The following is a 17,715-nucleotide window of genomic DNA, read 5'->3' as shown; positions in this document are numbered from 1 at the left end:
TTCAGGGAAATGGCGCGTAGAGTAGCACATTCAGCAAGGCGCAATCATCTGCGGATGCCGTTGAGCGTTTCGGCACAAAATCAAATCGCTTAGGCACATTAGGGCATTGTTGCGTGCTTTATCTTAGGGATTCCGGTTCAGCAAAGGAAACCCCCATGAAAAAGCGCAGTGTCATCATAATAGCCGCTCTGACGGCAATGAGTTTTCAGGTTTTAGCCGCAACGCCTTTCAGCATGACCAGCCGGGATATTTCCGGCGACCGGCGGTTAGCGCCACAGCAGGTGTTTGAGGGATTTGGCTGCCACGGTGGTAACCAGTCCCCGCAGCTGGCGTGGACAAATCCGCCCGCGGGTGCGAAAAGTTTTGCCATTACGGTCTATGACCCGGATGCGCCTACCGGCAGCGGCTGGTGGCACTGGACAGTAGCCAACATTCCCGTGAAGACAATGACGCTGCCCGCTGATGCCGGTAACCCAAATGGCGAAAAATTACCTGCTGGCGCTGTGCAGGGGCGTAATGATTTCGGTTATTCTGGATTCGGCGGCGCATGTCCGCCTGCAGGCGATAAGCCTCACCGCTATCAGATGACCGTCTGGGCGCTGGACGTGGATACCCTGCCCATCGACAACAATGCGAGCGGCGCGCTGGTCGGCTTTATGCTCAATAGTCACGTTCTGGCAAAGGCTCAGTTAACCGCAACCTACAGCAGATAAGGATGAACCGGTGCAGGAGTTCCATTTTCGACATAAACATCTCACGGCGGGTGAAGTGAGTGCCAGCAAAATGCATCGCCTGCACCAGGTTAAGCTCTTTTTCCCGGCGATTTGCCATATCACTCACGGCAGTAAGGTGATTGTGCAGGACGATAACCGCCTGGTGGCCACCCGGGATGAACTCATCATTATCCCTGCCAATACGGCAATGGAGATCATCAATCAGCCTGCAAACGGTCTGTTTCACTCGGACTTGCTGATGTTATCGCCGGAAATCGTTGCCGAGTTTAAAGCGCATTACCTGAAATCCTGGCCGCGCACGACGCTGCATTCGCTCTGCGCTCCGCTGAGCGAGGGGCTGGCGTTTATGTGGGATAACCTGCTGCACGCCGTGCGTCAGGAGTTACCGGAGGCGCTGCAAAAACATCAGGCCTTCGGTCTGTTGCTGGCATTGCTGCATGACGGCGTGGCAGGTCCGCTGCTTATCGAGCGAAGCAATAACCTGACCGAGCAGGTGCGACAGTTCATTATGCTGTCGCCCGCCAGAGCCTGGACCGCGCAGGACGTCGCCAGCCGTCTGGCCCTGAGCGTGCCGACGCTGCGCAGACGGTTACGCGAGGAATCACAGAGTTTTCGCCAGATTGTCGAGGAGGTGAGGATGGCCGTGGCTTTGTCACAGTTACAGTCAACCCGATTACCGATCGGCGAAATCGCATTACAATGTGGGTATCTGTCCAGCTCTCGTTTCACCGCCCGTTTCCGGCAGCACTACGGCTGTTTGCCGAAAACGCTACGTTAAGGAGAAGAAGAATGTCTAAAGTCTGCACTATTGCCTGGGTTCACGGCGTCGTTCAGGGCGTGGGTTTCCGCTACAGTACCCAGCGCGAAGCGATTGAGCTTGGGCTAACGGGATACGCGCGCAACATGGATGACGGCAGCGTTGAGGTGGTCGCCTGTGGCGAAGCAGAGCAGGTTGACAAGCTGGTGGCGTGGCTGAAAGCGGGTGGGCCGCGCAGCGCGCGGGTTGATAAGGTCTTAACGGAACCCCATCAACCGGGGCGCGAATACGTCAACTTCGGTATTCGGTATTAAATACACTTCACCGGCTTAGGCAGGCCGGCAATTTTGGTGGCCTGTTTTGCCGGACCTTTCGGGAACAGACGATAGAGATAGCGGCTGTTGCCTTTCTCTTCACCGAACTTATTGGCCATCGCCTTGACCAGCATGCGGATGGCCGGAGAGGTGTTGAACTCGAGATAAAACTCGCGCACAAAACGCACCACTTCCCAGTGTTCGGGGGAAAGAGTAATCCCTTCGTTTTCCGCAATTTTCTCCGCCAGCGGTTCGCTCCAGAGCGTTGTATCTTTCAGATAGCCTTCGCTATCGGTCTCAATTTCCTGGCCTGCAAAAATGAACATAATCTTCTGTCGTAGGTGAAAAATCGGCGACAGTGTAGCAAAAAAGCGGGCTCAGGATAAACCGTGACCTACAGGAGCAGCTGAAGCAGGTTGTTGGCATTGAGCTTCTTCAGCGCGTTGCATTTATGGGTTGAAACCTGTTTCTCCGACATGTGCGTCACGATGGCAATGTGGCGGACCGGCAACCCGGTCAGCATCAGATCGAGCACGTTGAATTCCGGAACGGTCAGGCAGCAGTCCAGGCTTCGAACGCGGCGTGGCTCTTTTGCCAGCAAATACGCCGCATCGGCAACGGCGATCCGGTCGTCGATGATATAAAGCGTTAGCGTACTGAAACGCTTGCGTAAATGCGTTGCCAGCGCCCACCCCTTTTCGTTGCAGACCAGATAAAGACTGCCTTTCCAGCGGGCGGCTTCCAGCCTGAGCAAAATATTGATCAGCGCCTGATGCGTCGCCGCCACGGAAAAACGGCAGCGGACGACAATCACGCGGCGGGTAAGCAGCGTTGGCTGCCATTGTACGGTATCGCTCTGGACTTCTAACTGAACGCCCCGACGCAGCAGCGCATAGCGCAGTCCTTCGGCGTAAAATCGATTATTGTCGAGAATGGCGTAACTCACGGTGACCTCGTTATAACGTGCTGGGCGTATAGATGACGCGCAGCGTGCCGGTATAGTCGCCCGCGTTTTTACTGCTGGCGGCGAACGCGGGGGTTTTCAGGATAATTGGCGCAGGAATGCACAGTACGCTCTCGCGTCCGCCGGGCAGCACGACCTGACGCAGATACTGCGGATCGTTAGTGCCTTGCCAGACTACGGTTTTACCGTTCGCGACGGTTTCGGTTGCGCCTGTGATGGGATGGGTAACGGAGACCTGATAGTCGAGACGGTCCCGCGCATCCGTCTGGCTTCCACCGCGCCGCCGGATAGAAAACGCGCCTTCGGCACGTCCCGCAGAGGGAAGCCCGTCATCTTCAAAACGAAGATAGGCGCGGGTGCTGGTGCTGTTTTTGCCGTCGTACAGGCACATATCCAGCGTGTTTTCCCCCTTGATCTCGCTGCCCCCGGGGCGCCCCGGGAAGTTGGTCAGGTTGAGGTTAACGATGGGCGTGGAGTGCGGAAAGGCTGGCAGATAAATCTGCTGGTTTCCCGGGTCGACCACCTCAATGCGAATATTTGCCTGCCATTTGGCGATGGTGAGATAGCCAGGACAGCCGACATTCACGTCATTGAAGTTGCCGCCGCAGTCGGCGCTTCCCCACTGGCGCAGGTTCTGCTTCAGCGTGGCGGTCCAGATCCCCGGCAGGGCGAGCTTATCCAGTTCGCTTTTCACGATATAGAAATCGAAGTAGGGCTCTCTGTTCCAGTTAGCAATTTCCGTCGTCCCTCCCGTGACAAAGCTGGCAAAGGTGAACACTTTATTGTTGATAAACATGTAGTGATCGCCATACACCTTGATATTCACCGTCTTGCCGGTAAGGGAATGGGTAAACGCTAAATTGATGGCATAAGGCGCGGCCGGGTTCGCCGAGAACCAGACCGGTGAGTTCATGCAGGCGCCGTTCGTGGTATCGGTACGGGACTGACAGGTCAGGGTATTGCGCCCCCACTTTTGCGGATCGGCGGCGTCAAAGCCGCCCGATTCATGAAACCAGATGTCAAAACGCGCGGGCGGCGCGGTGCGATCGAAGCTGATCCCTACGCTGGTATTTCGTCCCGCGGGAGAGCCTGCCAGCGTCTGGCTGGCCCACAGGCTTAAGAACAGTAAAATAAAGAGGCACTTAATCACATCATTTCCCTTTAGTGAGGCTATCGGTGTTCATGGCAGTCGGTCCAGCAGGGACCGACCGTCCGGCCAGCATCAGCTGTGCCTGCTGCTGGACGGCATCCGGCAGGGCGGAGAAGGTTAACTCCTTACAGGGGATCGACCCGACATAACGCACCACGTCGCGCATACTCTTCACGTTCAGCGCGCACTGATAAAACTGCTGCTGACGCACCAGGTAGAGGTTATGCAGCAGGGCGTCGCTTTGGGCGCTAAACCCGCCGTTGCCAAGGTCGCTCCAGCCGTTCACGTTCAGCGGCACGCCGCCGATAAACGGCGAATGACGCTCGTCGGTTAACTGGCCGAGCCAGGTGTAGCTTGCGGTGGTTTGCACGTCCCGGCGCAGCAGTTTGCCAGGCACCATAAACAGCGTTCTGCTGCCCGATCCTTGCGTGATTTCACTGCTGGCTCCTCGTGAGACATCCAGCGATTCGTTAACCGTCAACGTTGTCTGCTGATAGCCCGGCACCGCGAAGAGGGCGCGGCTATTGCCTGGAATATCGGCACTGCCGCCGTTATCCAGCGACACGGCGACGCGCGGATCCTGAGCATCTTCCGGCGTGGTCACGTTCACCGCGACGGCGGAAGCAGGGCGACCGTCGCTCCAGCGGCCCAGCCAAAGGCCAGAGCGGGACAGCGCAAACGTCGAGCTGTAGTTGCCGCTGCTGCTCAGCGTATGGCGACGATCCTGACGATCCCAGGCGTCGCTGACGGTCAGACTCCCGTTGCCATATCGTCCGCCCTGGCGCGTATAGGCTGAGGTATTCAGCGAGTCGCTGTTAATGCCCGACGCGCTGAGGCCGTACTCATTTTCGCCGCGGGCATCGGCATACCAGTTATGCGCCACGTTGTAGCTCAGCTGGTTTTTTTCACGCTGCTGGTGCTGCCATGTCGCGCCCAGAGAGGTGTAGCTTGACGCATCGCCCTGGCGGTTATGCGCCATGGACAGGCTCACGCTCAGGTAGCCGCCTTTATCCCTGCCTTCGCGGGCGTCATCGTTACGCATGAACAGGTTAATGCTGCTGTTAATGTTCAGGCCATGGGTGCTGAAGGCATTGCTCAGGCCAGCCTGCCAGGCCCGCGTGCGCGAGCGGGTCATATAGACCGATTCCCACGGCAAACCAGCATCGTGGCGATCGTCACTGTCCGGCAGCTCCCGGCGTGAAACGTACCGGCCTTCGTTGCGGTTATCCGAATAGCCCAGGCTCGCATACCAGGCGCCGACCGGGACGGAGAACATCACCGAGAGGGTGCGATAACAGCCGTTCACGGCGTCAAATCCCGCGCTTTGGGTGTTGCAGTTTTCAGCGGATAACGCGTTGCGATAGACGCTCAAAGAAAAACCGTCGTTGTAGCTGATTTGCTGAATATTGCCGCGCTGGCCTTCGCTGCCGTAGAGGTAGCTAAACCGGGTACTCAGCACGCCATCGATCGGGCCCGCGTTGAAGCCCCGGCTCCAGTCGAGCGCGTTCTCCAGGAAACGCTGGTTTTTCTTGAACGTTGCGCCGCTGGTCAGCGCCAGCGTCGGGGTGACGGGCAGACGAATGCCCGCCTGCGCAACCGCGCGGCGCTCTTCGTTTTGATCGCTATTATCGGTTTCACCCGCCTGCAGGAACCACTCGACGCGGTCGAATGGCGTAATGCCGGTTCGGGTAAACGGCACCTGCTCGGTGCGCGTCAGCCGGTTATTTTCATAGATGGAGAGCGTCACGGTGTAGCTCCCGTCCGGGAACGATCGCGTGTCCAGGGTTTGCGCCCCGGCATTCAGATAGAAGCTCGCCAGCAGCTGATTGCCCCGGCGGGCGTCGATACGCGCGTCATGGGAAAGCAGCACGGTAACAGGGGTTCCCTTCGACTGCTGAACCGGGTTCATCCACGCCCGTGTTGAACCCGTGCGCAGGCCGCGAATTTTGCCCAGCGGCAGCTGGCTGAGGGTGATATTTCCGCCGGCATTGCTGAACAGATCGCGGGTATCCATCTCGCCTGCCTGGACGTAGTACTGACGCAGGATATCCTGGCGGAACCAGGCGTTGTTGACGGTGACCTCCTGCTGCTGCTGGTGCCGTGAACGCTGCCCCAGCCAGGTCCAGTCGAGATTCACATAGCCGTCCTGGGTGAGCGCCAGCGCGCCGTTGCCCTGCACGGTGGCCGACTGATAATCCCTGTCGGCAACGAAGTTAATGTTTTGTTGATGGATCAGCGCATTTTCGGTGCCGTGCGTGGGCTGATACCATGCATTCTCTGCCGTCTGCTTAGGCAGAAATTTCTTGTCCAGGAACAGGTTAATGCGGGCGTTATTCTCGTCATAAATAATGGCCGCGCGATCGGTATCGATGTAATCGCAGCCCGCTGCGGAGCCGTTGCTGCTGCAGGCCAGGTTGCCGTTACGGGCAAGCGGAACGGCCAGCGCGGCAGAGACGGTGGCAACGAGGGATGGGGCGTCATTAAACCGGCGTTTGATGGCCGCTACCACGGTCTCAGGTGCGACAAAGCTTACCGTTTCAAGCGTGATATCCGTTTCAAAAAGGCCCAGCGATTCGCCGTAGAGGTTCACCTCTGTCCACAGGCGCTGCGTCTTTGCCAGATCTTCAAAACCTTGTGGGACGGCCAGCCCGGCGCAGGCGAGTTGGATGGAAGCGGGTAACAAAGCAACAAAGAGGAGAGTATTTCTGTGAAACGCCATGAACGAGCCTCGACATCATCCTGACGTCAGAGGGTGGGCACCCTCTGACGTTATTCCTTAGGTGCTGTGGTGTTACGCACCGCCTTCCGTGGTCGTCGCCTGCGTCAGCATCAGGCTGACAACGCCGCTGTACTGACCGGTTTTCAGAATGCCTTTGGTGGTCTGGGAAATGGTCAGCGGCATTACCGCAGAACCGTTTTCAATGCTCCCCGGGAACAGTTCGGTACCGGTGTATTCAACATCTGCGGTAGAGAGGGTTTTATCGCCCAGCTTCACCGTCATAGGGATGGTTTCAGCACCGTCGGCATTCGCCAGCTTCGCGGCGCTCACCAGACGGACTTTCACGTTGCTGGTGGCGGAGTTAGACCACACCTTGGTATTCAGACGGTAGCTTTCCAGACCGCGGCCAGGCAGGTACTGCATATCGATGCTTGCCGGCAGCGGCGTGTTATCGGCCTGGGTCATATCCAGCTGTGAATCAACGCTGGCGTTGACGGTAATATCTTTTTGAATCGCCAGCGCGCTAACGGACGTGGTCATCGCGGCAACAATCATCAGAGGTTTAAAGTACTTACGCATTGATATCTCCATATTTACAAATGAGCACCCTGGCTCTTTAATCAAACCCTGTGGGGTTTTTACGGTGACGTCGTGTTATTGCACGACGGGTAAATCAGCTTCTTCAGCGCTTTTATTCAGCCAGTTGAAGTAGCGGAATTTATATTTCTGGCCTTGTACCTTCGTGAGCGTTTTTAATTTCCGTTCGGTGTCCGGATAAATCGTCGCGTCTTCTTTAATCCATCTACACGATGAATCCGCATCACAAACACCGATCTCCCTGAGCGGCACGCGCAACGTGCCGTTGTTTTTTAACGTTCCCCTGAGAGGGTCAATCGTCAGTGAAACCACTCTTTTTTCCGGTGCGAGATGGATCAGGGCGCCCCAGATCACATTGACGCCCAGTCTTGCCGTCGCCGCAGGGCTTTCTGCCTTGCCCGGAATAATGCTGTCAGGCTGCTTTACGCCTTCAAAATAGACGCGCCAGGTCGTCTCTTTTTCCGGTGGTGCAAGCGATACCAGGCGAACCACGCGCATTGCGCCTGCCGCAAGGGCGAATTTTTCCGGTGTGACAACCACGCCACCTTCTTTCCACGAGGCCACATCAATCTCTTTTTCCTGGGGCGTGCCGGGATTAAGAATTTTCTTTTGCCTCACCCGAATGAACTGAATATCATCCGTTTTTGACGCCACCTTAATTTGCGCCGCACCGGACTTATCCACGTTAAGTTCCATGGGATACACGCTCATATTGGCCAGTGCCATTTCTGAGAAAAATGGCAATGACAGCGCGGCGATATAAAAGGCAGTTGTCTTATTCACACTATTTTTCTGTTTCACTTTCTGTCCGCCTGCGTTGAGTTCATTCCCGGCGCATTCACAACGGGACACCCTCTGCTAACGTATTGCTTCAGGGCAGGGAAACTTTAACCAGAACAGCGGTTTGTGAAAATTTGTATTAATTAACTCGTTATATACAGTTTTTTATCCTGCTTTCCTGGCTTTAAGGTTGTATAGTTAAGCGAAAATACCGCGACCCGGGATGGGGAGAAAACTCCTTCTGATGAAAAAACAATCAGTTCAGGAGGCGATTTTCTTGTCGTTGTATCAGGGATTAAAAAGCATGCGGTAACAGCCGAGAATAAAAGATGTTTTTTATATGCAATAATTCGTTGTTATTCGATCCTGAAGCACATGCAATAAGTATTGTTGGGCAACCCGAGTCTGTATTAACGCTTTCGGCTCCGGCCGTTCGTCTTTTACAGGAGTTTATTCGTCATAAAGGGCGCGACCTGAGCCGGGAAGAGTTGATCACTCGCGTGTGGGAGGAGTTCGGCTTTACGCCGTCGGGAAATAACCTCAATAAGGCGGTAAGTGAATTACGCAAAAGCTTCCACGCCCTGGGCGACAGCCACGACTATATCGTGACCGTGCCCCGGTTTGGATTCCGCTTTGACGCCGACGTTATTTTTAAGCCCGCAGAGAGCGTTACGCCCGAAGTATCTCAGCCGTCCGTTGAGCAGCCGTCAGGATATAAGCGTTTATCCAAAAAGTGGTGGCTGGTTTTAGCGGTATTAACGACGTCAGTCGTGGGGTTTAGCCTGTTTTTTAGCCGACAGCTTGAGATAACCGTACCCGCAACACTCAAACCCGTTAAGGAAAAAATAGCTGGCTGTCGGCTCTGGGTGATCAACGATCATGGCCGACCGCTGGTGTTATCAAAATTGGCCGAGCTGCTGAAGAAAAATAACGTCGCGTGCGAGCGCGAGGAGTACAACATTTATTATTTCAGCGCCCGCTTTTCGCTTGCCGCCGCCGATGAGGTTTTCATCGGCGCCTGCCCGGTGAGTGAAGCCAGCCTGTGTAAAACTATTCGCTATAAAAGCGGGGCGGAAGAATGAAAAACAGACTTCTGTTCGGACTGGGTGGCGCAGTCGTTGGCGGGGCGTTTGCGCTCTTTATCTACACCGGCGGAGCCTATAAGCGCGATGCGCTGGCCTGCAGCACCGAGTTTAATTTTACGCGCAATCAAGGAAAGGCAAATGAAGTGAAGGTCAATGCCGTTGCCCAGTTCTATTTTCATCGTAACGGCACCGGCCTGACCACCTACAAAGGCGCTGCAAAGGCTGAAGGTAAGAGCCTGATCGTTGACAGGGATGTGGATTTTACGTGGGAGCGACGGGACGATGATAAGGTAATTGTCCTGAGCTACACCAAGACCTGGCGTCGACACAATGACAACACCCCTGATGCCCAGTGGGGAAGCTTTGCCAGCCCGACCGCACGCTACTATCTCACGATCTCTGAACTCTCGCCTTCCGTATGGCTGATTCAGGACCGGCGTTACCCCACCTATATTTGCCGGGGTGATTAAGGCATAAAAAAAGGAGAATGCCGGGGGCATTCTCCTTTTTGTTTCAGCAGGTCAGCTTAATCGCGGCTGGCGAAGCCCAGGATGCTCAGCAGGCTGACGAAGATGTTGTACAGCGACACATACAGGCTCACGGTGGCGCGGATATAGTTCGTCTCACCGCCGCGAATGATGTTGCTGGTTTCAAACAGGATCGCGCCGGAAGAAATCAGAATAAATACGGCGCTGATCGCCAGGTGCAGAGCAGGCAGCTGCAGGAAGATGTTGGCCACCATACCCACCAGCACCACCACAACACCCGCCATCAGCATGCCGCCGAGGAAGGACATGTCCTTACGCGTGGTCAGCACGTAGGCCGAGCAGCAGAAGAACACCAGCGCGGTGCCGCCCAGCGCCATACCAATCACATCGCCCATTCCGGCGGACAGATACGCGTTCAGGATTGGCCCCAGGATGTAGCCCAGGAAGCCGGTGAAGGCAAACGCGGACAGAATACCGACCGGTTTGTCAGCGGTTTTGTAGGTCAGGAACATCAAACCATACATACCCACCAGGGTCAGGATCAGCCCCGGAGACGGCAGCATCAGCACGGTGCTGGCGGTGGCGGTGATCGCCGAAAACGCCAGCGTCAGGCTGAGCATGAAATAGGTATTGCGCAGCACCTTGTGGGTGCTGAGTAGCGATGTGCGGTCGCGTGAGGAAGTAATTATACGATCCATGAGTCACTCTCTTATGACAGATGTAATTAACGGAAAGAATAGGAAACGGCGCGTCACTCTCAAAGTGGTTTTACCCATCTTTACTCAGCAGGTTAGCGCGGGACCTGGTTGTTTCTTCTGCATAAATACGTTTCACCAGTATGAACAGCGGTTTGACGCGATTAATCAGATCAACCTCTTATAGGTTACTGAAAATTATTGCGTTATTACCATAAGGCCGCTAAGAGTTATTTCCGGATCGTCACAAAAACAGACAATAAGGCGAAGGACATGAAACCACAAACACGCACGCGCTTTACGCTCTCTTTACTTACCGCCGGGATCCTGTGCGCCAGCACGGCGACCTGGGCGGCTAACGTGCCGGCAGGAACCGCGCTGGCCGATAAACAGGAACTGGTCAGGAATAATGGCAGTGAACCGGCTTCGCTCGACCCGCATAAAGTCGAAAGCGACGTCGAATTCAATATTATCAGTGATTTATTCGAAGGTCTGGTGAGCGTTTCCCCGTCGGGTGACGTCCAGCCCCGGCTGGCGGAAAAATGGGAGAACAAGGACAACACCGTCTGGACGTTCCATCTGCGTCCGGGCATCTCCTGGAGCGACGGCACGGCGATTACCGCAGAGGATGTGGTCTGGAGCTGGCAGCGCCTGATTGACCCGAAAACGGCGTCACCGTACGCGAGCTATCCGGGCAACATGCATATCGCCAACGCGGCCGATATCGCTCAGGGGAAAAAAGCGCCCGATACGCTGGGCGTGAAAGCCATTAACGACACCACCCTGGAAGTGACGCTCACCCAGCCAAACGCGGCGTTCCTCGCCATGCTGGCGCACCCGTCGCTGGTGCCGGTGGATAAAGTGCTGATTGGCCGTTTCGGCGAAAAGTGGACCAAGCCTGAGCACTTCGTCAGCAGCGGGGCGTATAAGCTGTCGCAGTGGGTGGTCAACGAACGCATCGTGGCGGAGCGCAACCCGCGCTACTGGGATAACGCGCACACCGTGATTAACAAGGTGACCTACCTGCCCATCACGTCCGAGGCCTCGGATGTGAACCGCTATAAAGCGGGCGAAATCGATATTGTCTACACGGTACCGATTAACCAGTTTGCTCAGTTGAAGAAAACGCTTGGCAGCCAGCTGGATGTTTCCCCGCAGTTGGCGACCTATTACTACGAATTCAATACCACCCGACCGCCGTTCAACGACGCCCGCGTGCGCAAGGCGCTGAACATGGCGCTCGATAAAGACATCATTGCCGGAAAAGTATTAGGGCAGGGGCAGCGCCCGGCGTGGCTCATCAGCCAGCCGGACATCGGCGGCGTCAAGCTCCAGAACCCGGATTACGCCAGCTGGCCGCTGGACAAGCGCATCGCCGAGGCGAAAAAACTGCTGAACGAGGCCGGATATAACGAAAGCCATCCTCTGAGCTTCAACCTGCTCTATAACACTTCTGAATCGCACCAGCGCATCGCGATTGCCGCCAGCTCCATGTGGAAGAAAAACCTCGGCGTGGACGCGAAGCTGCAAAATCAGGAGTGGAAAACCATGCTGGATACCATGCACACCCACAACTTTGACGCGGTGCGTTACGCCTGGATTGCCGACTACGACGACGCGGCGACGTTCCTGAACAACTTCCGCACCGGCGACAGCGAAAACACCAGCCAGTACAGCAATCCGGAATACGACCAGGCGCTGGTGAATGCCGCAAAAGCCAAAACAACGGAAGAGCGGGGTAAGTTCTACCAGCAGGCGGAAGATCTGCTGGGACGCGATGTGCCGGCCATTCCGGTGTATCACTACGTCCGTACGCACCTGGTGAAACCGTGGGTGGGCGGATTTACGCCGGATAAGCTGGGGTACTATTACACGAAAGACATGTACATCAAAAAACACTAGGCCTGTGCTGATAAAATCGTCGATGTGTTGTCAGTTCAACCGATTAAACACGTTTTGACTATTTTTACAGCGAACGATTGCTGGCACTCTTTACAGCACGCGGTGAGGTGTTTATAGTTCGCCTCACTCAGGAAGTGTGGCCGAGCGGTTGAAGGCACCGGTCTTGAAAACCGGCGACCCGAAAGGGTTCCAGAGTTCGAATCTCTGCGCTTCCGCCAGATATAAACCCCAGGTTACTTGTGAACCTGGGGTTTTTCTTTTGGATTAGCCGATCCGCCTCACATTTTTAAGACCCGGTTATTTCCCTGTAAAACCCCGGCGTTATCATTCACCCCGTAAATACCTTTTCATCGCTTACCGAGGCTTTGATGCTGGAGAATGTTTTCATCAGATAATCAGCTTCCCGCCCTTTTCAGGACGGACTGGTTATCGCTGCGCTTAAACCTTACGCACGCACCTGCGGGTGTGGGCTCGTTTTTACGCATGATGATTACACAGGTTTTCCAGTATGAATTTATCCCGTCAGGAACAACGTACCTTACACGTTCTCGCCAAAGGTGGGCGTATCGTGCACGTCCGCGACAGTTCCGGCCGCGTTACGTCCGTAGAATGCTATACCCGTGAAGGGCTGATACTGAGCGACTGCACGCTCAGCGTCTTCAAAAAACTCCGCACCAAAAAGCTCATCCGCTCCGTGAACGGGCAGCCTTACCGCATCAACACCACCGGGCTGAACAACGTTCGCGCCCAGCTGGATAATCGCTAAGCGGAATAAACAACGCCACCCTCGGGTGGCGTTCATGCATTGAGCGGGATATCGTGGCGTAGGCCGGGTAAGCGCAGCGCCACCCGGCAAGAAACGCGGCGTTATGAGCGAATAAAGGCCAGAATGTCCGCGTTGATAGTATCCGCATGGGTGGTATGCATCCCGTGCGGGAAGCCCGGATAAATTTTCAGCACGCTGTTCGCCAGCAGCTTGTCCTGGAGAAGGGCGGCATTTTTATACGGTACAACCTGATCGTCATCGCCCTGCAGCACCAGAACGGGAACGGTGATGGTTTTCAAATCTTCCGTCTGGTCGGTCTCTGAAAACGCCTTAATCCCCTCATAGTGGGCTTTGGCGCTTCCGATCATCCCCTGACGCCACCAGTTCTGGATCGTACCCTGCGAAACGTCGACACCATCGCGATTAAAACCGTAGAAAGGACCGCTGGCAACGTCGAGATAAAACTGGGCGCGGTTAGCCGCCAGCGCTTTGCGGAAGCCGTCGAAAACCTCGATCGGCGTTCCGCCGGGATTCGTCTCCGTTTTGACCATCAGAGGCGGGACGGCGCTGACGAGCACCGCTTTGGCGACGCGCCCCTGCGGCTGGCCGTACTTCGCAACATAGCGGGCGACCTGGCCGCCGCCGGTGGAGTGACCGACGTGCACGGCATTGTGCAGATCCAGGCTTTCAACCACGGCTGACGCATCGGCCGCATAATGATCCATATCGTGGCCTTCACTCACCTGGTCCGATCGTCCATGTCCGCGGCGATCGATAGCGATAACGCGATAGCCTTCTGCCAGGAAGAAGAGCATCTGGTTATCCCAGTCATCGGCACTCAACGGCCAGCCGTGGTGGAAGACAATAGGCTGAGCCTCTTTCGGACCCCAGTCTTTGTAGTAAATGTTGACGCCGTCTTTCGTGGTTACGAATGCCATACCGCAGACTCCTCTGTTAAGAACAACACGACCCCTAAAGTGTAGGAGAAATCCCAAAAGCGGTTGGTTTAATTCCGGTGAAGGATATTCATTTTGCGTCTGGGCCCTGGCGCGATGCGCCAGGGCCTTCAGGGCAGGATTAACAGCAGGGGCGTTTAGCGGTTTTCTTCAATATAGCGGGCCAGGTCCGCCGGGGTTTTCAGCACCGTCGCCACGTCTGTCGGCGGGATCATGCAGCCGTAAACGTCCTGCACTTCCAGAACCATATCGACCGCCAGGATGGAGTCGAGAATGTCGGATTCAATCAGCTCATCGTGAAAGCCCACCTTACGGGATAACACTTTTTCGAACAGGGCGAGAATTTCTTGTTCCATAATTTTTCCTGGAGTCATTAATTTGTGCGGGCGTAAGCGTCCAGCAGCTTGCGGTCAATTTTGCCGTTAGGATTCAGCGGCAAAGCGTCTTTTACGATAATTTGTGACGGCACCATGTAGTGGGGAACCACCTTCGAGAGCGAGGTTTTGATGGTATCCGGCGCCAGCTCCGTCACGCAGAACGCGGCAATGCGCAGCACGCTGCCGCAGGGTTTCATCAGTGGCATCACCACCGCTTCGTTAATCCCGGACATCGCCAGCAGGCGGTTTTCAATTTCGTTGATTTCAATACGGTAGCCATTCAGTTTGACCTGGCTGTCGTTGCGTCCCTGGCAGTAGATAAGCCCCGCTTCATAGCCCAGATCGCCGGTCCGGTAGCCGCGAAATGCTTCATTTTCCCGACGGAGTAATTTTTCTGCGTTCTCCTGCGGCAGGCCGAGGTAGCCGCGCATGACGTTTTTTCCCCAGATGATCAGCTCTCCCTCGGCGGAAATTTCCATTCTGCTCTCAGGCATCATGACCCCCACCGGCAGCACGGCGCTGTCGCTGTTCATGATCGCATCCGTGATCTCGACCACGGTGGTCGCGATGGTCGCTTCCGTTGGGCCATAGGAGTTGATGATTTTGGCCTGCGGGAAGCGGCGGCGAAGCTGTTTAACCAGCGCTTTATTCAACACTTCACCAATGAAGATAAAGACGTTGAGTTCAGGTAAATACTCGCTGTTGAACTGCGGGGAAAGCAGCTGCTGGTAAGCAAAAGAGGGGGTGGAAACCCAGGCGGAGACTGCATTGCTTTTCAGTCGCTCCAGCCAGTTCGCTTTCTGAATATCGTCTTTGGCGTTCAGCACGATGTGTCCACCCATCGCCAGATTCGCCAGCAAAGGGATCAGGGAGAGGTCAAAACTGAACACCGCGTGGTTCATCAGGACCGGTTTTTCCGGCAGCGAAAAGTCCTGGCTGACCCATTTCATGAAGTGCCACACGCTTTCACGCCCAATCTGCACCCCTTTAGGCTTGCCGGTGCTGCCGGAGGTAAACATGATGTAGGCCAGATCCTGCTCCTCCAGCACCTTGCCCGTCTCACCGGTGGCGATGAACTGTCGGGTCGCGACATCGTAATAGTAAGGGGCGCTGGCCAGGTGGCAGATCTCCCGCAGGCGCTCCTGCGGGTATATGCAGTCCACCGGAATGTACGGAATGTTGTGCAGCAGGCAGCTATAAATCGCCACGGCGAACTCGGCCTGCTGGTGTCCGTACAAGACGACCGGCGTACCGGCAACAGGCTGGCTACGCTGATAGCGCTGCGCCCAGTCCGTCACGGCAGCGGAAAGCTGCAGCCAGCTTAAGGCTTCGTCGCTGCCGCTGATGGCCAGCTGCTGCGGGGAGGCGGGATCGCATAATGCCGCACGCAAGAAATCCTGCAGTTCCTGAAGATCGGAGAGATTTTTCATAGAGGTGACATTCCACTAAAGATGTAAAGGGCGCCCGCGGCGCTTCCCAGCGTCAGAATGCGCCCTAAAAACGCAACAGCCGGATACTGCAACCCGCGGTGTAACACCGGGCTGCGTTTGGCTGACCACAGCAGCATGTTGTGCGCGACAGAAATGGCGCCAAACAGCGCGCCGCTGATGACGTAATGGCGTTCCAGGCCATTCCATGCCCCCATGCAAAACAGGGTGCAGAAAATACCGATATTTTGCGCCAGCGTTTTGTTCTGACGGAAAAAATTGAACTTCATCAGGTTCATATAAACGGGCATAAAGACCACATCGCGCAGCCATTCAGACAGGCTGATGTGGAAGCGGCGCCAGAAATCCTGCGGGTTCTTTGCCAGAAGCGGCATATTGAAGTTTGCCGGGATGTTGAGCCCAAACAGGCGGCCCGCACCGATGGCCATATTGCTGTAGCCCGCAAAATCAAAGTAGAGGTAGGCGCTATAGGCAATCGACATCACCACGCCCACGGTCAGCGTAAACGGCTTATGGCTCCAGGGCTGTACGACCAGCGAATCAACCAGCATGGCAAACAGGAACTTCTGGATAATGCCGGTAATGATTTGCTCCAGCGCCACTAAAAACTGTTCGCGGTTAAGGGCAAAGACGGGCTTGCTGACGTCGTTCATCCATGTCCGCCAGCGGTACATTGGGCCTGCCAGAATAATAAAGGGCATAAACAGATAGCAGAAATAGTGCAGGAAATTCTGCCCTTCTTTTTTACTGCGATAGAGCAGCACGTCCACCGCGCGGAATGTCATAAAAGAGAGGCCGATCATGCCGAGATGATGATTAAGGTGCAATTTCACCAAAAATAAAGGAAGCAGCGTTAACACAATCGCCTGCCAGGTTTTTAACCATCCTTTTTCTTTTAACGCGGCGACTAGATAAAAAATGATAAAAACGACCGCGGGAACACGGTAATCACCCTGAAAAATATAGCCCCAGCCTAATGCGGCCATGACGGATAAGGCCGTTAAATACGTCAGGCGATGGCGTAATAGGCGATTGACCAGCGCAAACGCCAGGGCGGATGAAAACAAACAGACAAAAAACATTCCTGAGCTATACATCATTCGGCCTCAGAACTTTTGATATTCAAAATGCAGCTGCATACTCATACTGTCATCGACAGAGGTCCACGCGACGATGGTGATCGCCAGCAGGAGATAAAGGAAAAAAAGACGAATCGCGATTTTCATTATTTAAAGCTCTGTGCAATAAAGCGAATCATAGGAACCCAGGCCAGTTCGGAAGGGTGCAAACGATCCCAGTTCCAGCCATTCTGATAAGGCATGGCGTACATATCAAAATATGGGATCTGGTTCTTTTCCAGAATGGTTTTTATTTGCTTATCCACCGGGCGGAAGGTATCGGTGTTGTAAAGCGCCCAGGGGTTAACCGGGTCGACGATAGCAATCACCTGCACGTGGTGTTCTTTAAGCAGCTGGACGGTTTTACTGAAGGCGGCGATTTGCGCAGGCACGACCGGCGTGTCATCCCACTGTTGCCGCGTACCGTCCTCCTCGTAAATCGTTTTGTCCATCCACAGGGTGGCCGCGCTCTGCTGGCGTTTTTTATTTAACTCGCGGGCATTCGCCAGCTCTTTATCCCAGTCAGGGGCAATGTGGGTGGTCGGCTGTGGCGGCCACGGCTGTTCCGTCCGGGGCGTGACGTGAAGCAGCGCCAGCCAGTCGTTTTTTATCAGGGTGCAGACGTTGGCAAACTGGAAACTCACCTCGTCCCATATCAGATCGGGGTGCCAGCCAAAGACACGCATTTGGCCAAAGGTTAAATGGCTTATTTCTTTACTATCAATATGTTTTAAATAATTAAGGAAGGTGCGAATAAGTCCGAGATGTGAGATCATCGTGTTGTAACCTGAACCCAGAATGAGTAACCGGATGAGCCAGCAACTGACTTTTGCCGACAGTGAGTTTTCCAGTAAACGCCGCCAGA

General features: G+C 55.1%; 19 protein-coding genes and 1 tRNA gene. 8 read left to right on the top strand and 12 right to left on the bottom strand.

Going from position 1 to position 17,715, the window contains the following annotated elements:
* Positions 1–155 precede the first annotated feature (155 nt).
* From ACOTXT_RS15545 to yccX, 3 genes are read left to right on the top strand one after another with little or no spacing between them, the layout of a single operon-like run.
* Entirely contained in the window at positions 156–713 is a 558-nt protein-coding gene (locus ACOTXT_RS15545) for a kinase inhibitor (protein WP_172513190.1), read from the top strand.
* A gap of 10 nt (positions 714–723) precedes the next feature.
* Positions 724–1,512, top strand: a complete 789-nt coding sequence (locus ACOTXT_RS15540) for an AraC family transcriptional regulator (RefSeq protein ID WP_021240851.1) — start codon at positions 724–726, stop codon at positions 1,510–1,512.
* Positions 1,513–1,523: 11 nt separating this feature from the next.
* Positions 1,524–1,805: an acylphosphatase gene (yccX, locus tag ACOTXT_RS15535; RefSeq protein WP_008499914.1), complete on the top strand. Its 282-nt coding sequence runs from the start codon at positions 1,524–1,526 to the stop codon at positions 1,803–1,805.
* On the opposite strand, the gene tusE is transcribed toward yccX, so the two are convergent.
* From tusE to ACOTXT_RS15505, 6 genes are all read right to left on the bottom strand, one after another.
* Positions 1,802–2,131 carry a sulfurtransferase TusE gene (gene tusE, locus ACOTXT_RS15530; RefSeq protein ID WP_008499913.1) on the bottom strand — a complete coding sequence of 110 codons (330 nt, stop codon included), beginning with the start codon at positions 2,129–2,131 and terminating at the stop codon, positions 1,802–1,804. The genes yccX and tusE overlap by 4 nt on opposite strands.
* Before the next feature lie 68 nt (positions 2,132–2,199).
* Positions 2,200–2,751 (bottom strand): LuxR C-terminal-related transcriptional regulator, encoded by a 552-nt coding sequence (locus tag ACOTXT_RS15525; RefSeq protein ID WP_008499912.1) that lies wholly within the window; start codon positions 2,749–2,751, stop codon positions 2,200–2,202.
* A 10-nt stretch (positions 2,752–2,761) separates the two neighbouring features.
* Positions 2,762–3,919 carry a CfaE/CblD family pilus tip adhesin gene (locus ACOTXT_RS15520; protein WP_264883029.1) on the bottom strand — a complete coding sequence of 386 codons (1,158 nt, stop codon included), beginning with the start codon at positions 3,917–3,919 and terminating at the stop codon, positions 2,762–2,764.
* A 1-nt stretch (position 3,920) separates the two neighbouring features.
* A complete protein-coding gene (locus ACOTXT_RS15515; protein WP_333164627.1) occupies positions 3,921–6,638 on the bottom strand; it encodes a TcfC E-set like domain-containing protein in 2,718 nt (905 codons plus the stop codon).
* Positions 6,639–6,710: 72 nt separating this feature from the next.
* A complete protein-coding gene (locus ACOTXT_RS15510; RefSeq protein ID WP_333164630.1) occupies positions 6,711–7,217 on the bottom strand; it encodes a CS1 type fimbrial major subunit in 507 nt (168 codons plus the stop codon).
* 75 nt (positions 7,218–7,292) lie between these two features.
* On the bottom strand, positions 7,293–8,036 hold the full coding sequence (locus ACOTXT_RS15505; RefSeq protein ID WP_333164633.1) for a fimbrial protein: 744 nt from the start codon (positions 8,034–8,036) through the stop codon (positions 7,293–7,295).
* Positions 8,037–8,344: 308 nt separating this feature from the next.
* Between ACOTXT_RS15505 and ACOTXT_RS15500 the strand changes: the two genes are divergently transcribed.
* Together ACOTXT_RS15500 and ACOTXT_RS15495 are read left to right on the top strand one after the other, a co-directional pair.
* On the top strand, positions 8,345–9,097 hold the full coding sequence (locus ACOTXT_RS15500) for a winged helix-turn-helix domain-containing protein (RefSeq protein WP_008499907.1): 753 nt from the start codon (positions 8,345–8,347) through the stop codon (positions 9,095–9,097).
* Entirely contained in the window at positions 9,094–9,570 is a 477-nt protein-coding gene (locus tag ACOTXT_RS15495) for a hypothetical protein (protein ID WP_008499906.1), read from the top strand. The genes ACOTXT_RS15500 and ACOTXT_RS15495 overlap by 4 nt, the downstream gene beginning before the upstream one ends.
* Positions 9,571–9,626: 56 nt before the next feature.
* Here ACOTXT_RS15495 and yccA read toward each other — a convergent pair whose 3' ends face one another.
* Positions 9,627–10,286 carry an FtsH protease modulator YccA gene (yccA, locus tag ACOTXT_RS15490; protein WP_021240844.1) on the bottom strand — a complete coding sequence of 220 codons (660 nt, stop codon included), beginning with the start codon at positions 10,284–10,286 and terminating at the stop codon, positions 9,627–9,629.
* 270 nt (positions 10,287–10,556) lie between these two features.
* Between yccA and ACOTXT_RS15485 the strand changes: the two genes are divergently transcribed.
* The 3 genes from ACOTXT_RS15485 (at position 10,557) to ACOTXT_RS15475 (ending at position 12,951) form a co-directional block, all read left to right on the top strand.
* Complete coding sequence (locus ACOTXT_RS15485) at positions 10,557–12,185, top strand: ABC transporter substrate-binding protein (RefSeq protein WP_333164636.1); 1,629 nt, start codon at positions 10,557–10,559, stop codon at positions 12,183–12,185.
* Positions 12,186–12,315: 130 nt separating this feature from the next.
* A tRNA-Ser gene (locus ACOTXT_RS15480) sits at positions 12,316–12,403 on the top strand.
* A 290-nt stretch (positions 12,404–12,693) separates the two neighbouring features.
* Entirely contained in the window at positions 12,694–12,951 is a 258-nt protein-coding gene (locus tag ACOTXT_RS15475; RefSeq protein ID WP_063453335.1) for a YjhX family toxin, read from the top strand.
* Positions 12,952–13,052: 101 nt separating this feature from the next.
* Here ACOTXT_RS15475 and ACOTXT_RS15470 read toward each other — a convergent pair whose 3' ends face one another.
* From ACOTXT_RS15470 to ACOTXT_RS15450, 5 genes are all read right to left on the bottom strand, one after another.
* The gene (locus ACOTXT_RS15470) at positions 13,053–13,889 is read right to left on the bottom strand and encodes an alpha/beta hydrolase (RefSeq protein ID WP_333164639.1); all 837 of its coding nucleotides are present in this window, start codon (positions 13,887–13,889) and stop codon (positions 13,053–13,055) included.
* A gap of 155 nt (positions 13,890–14,044) precedes the next feature.
* Entirely contained in the window at positions 14,045–14,263 is a 219-nt protein-coding gene (locus tag ACOTXT_RS15465; RefSeq protein WP_008499867.1) for an acyl carrier protein, read from the bottom strand.
* Between the two features lie 17 nt (positions 14,264–14,280).
* Entirely contained in the window at positions 14,281–15,714 is a 1,434-nt protein-coding gene (locus ACOTXT_RS15460) for an AMP-binding protein (RefSeq protein WP_025912960.1), read from the bottom strand.
* The gene (locus tag ACOTXT_RS15455; protein ID WP_055322197.1) at positions 15,711–16,829 is read right to left on the bottom strand and encodes an MBOAT family O-acyltransferase; all 1,119 of its coding nucleotides are present in this window, start codon (positions 16,827–16,829) and stop codon (positions 15,711–15,713) included. Before ACOTXT_RS15455 ends, ACOTXT_RS15460 begins: the two co-directional genes overlap by 4 nt.
* A 128-nt stretch (positions 16,830–16,957) precedes the next feature.
* On the bottom strand, positions 16,958–17,715 hold a 758-nt coding region (locus tag ACOTXT_RS15450), incomplete at its 5' end, for a D-alanyl-lipoteichoic acid biosynthesis protein DltD (protein ID WP_421625346.1).

It is taken from the genome of Enterobacter cloacae complex sp. IR5422, assembly GCF_049238165.1.
Classification (GTDB): domain Bacteria; phylum Pseudomonadota; class Gammaproteobacteria; order Enterobacterales; family Enterobacteriaceae; genus Enterobacter; species Enterobacter roggenkampii.
Note: the sequence above shows the minus strand (reverse complement) of the source record. Positions and strands in the feature narration are given on the sequence as shown.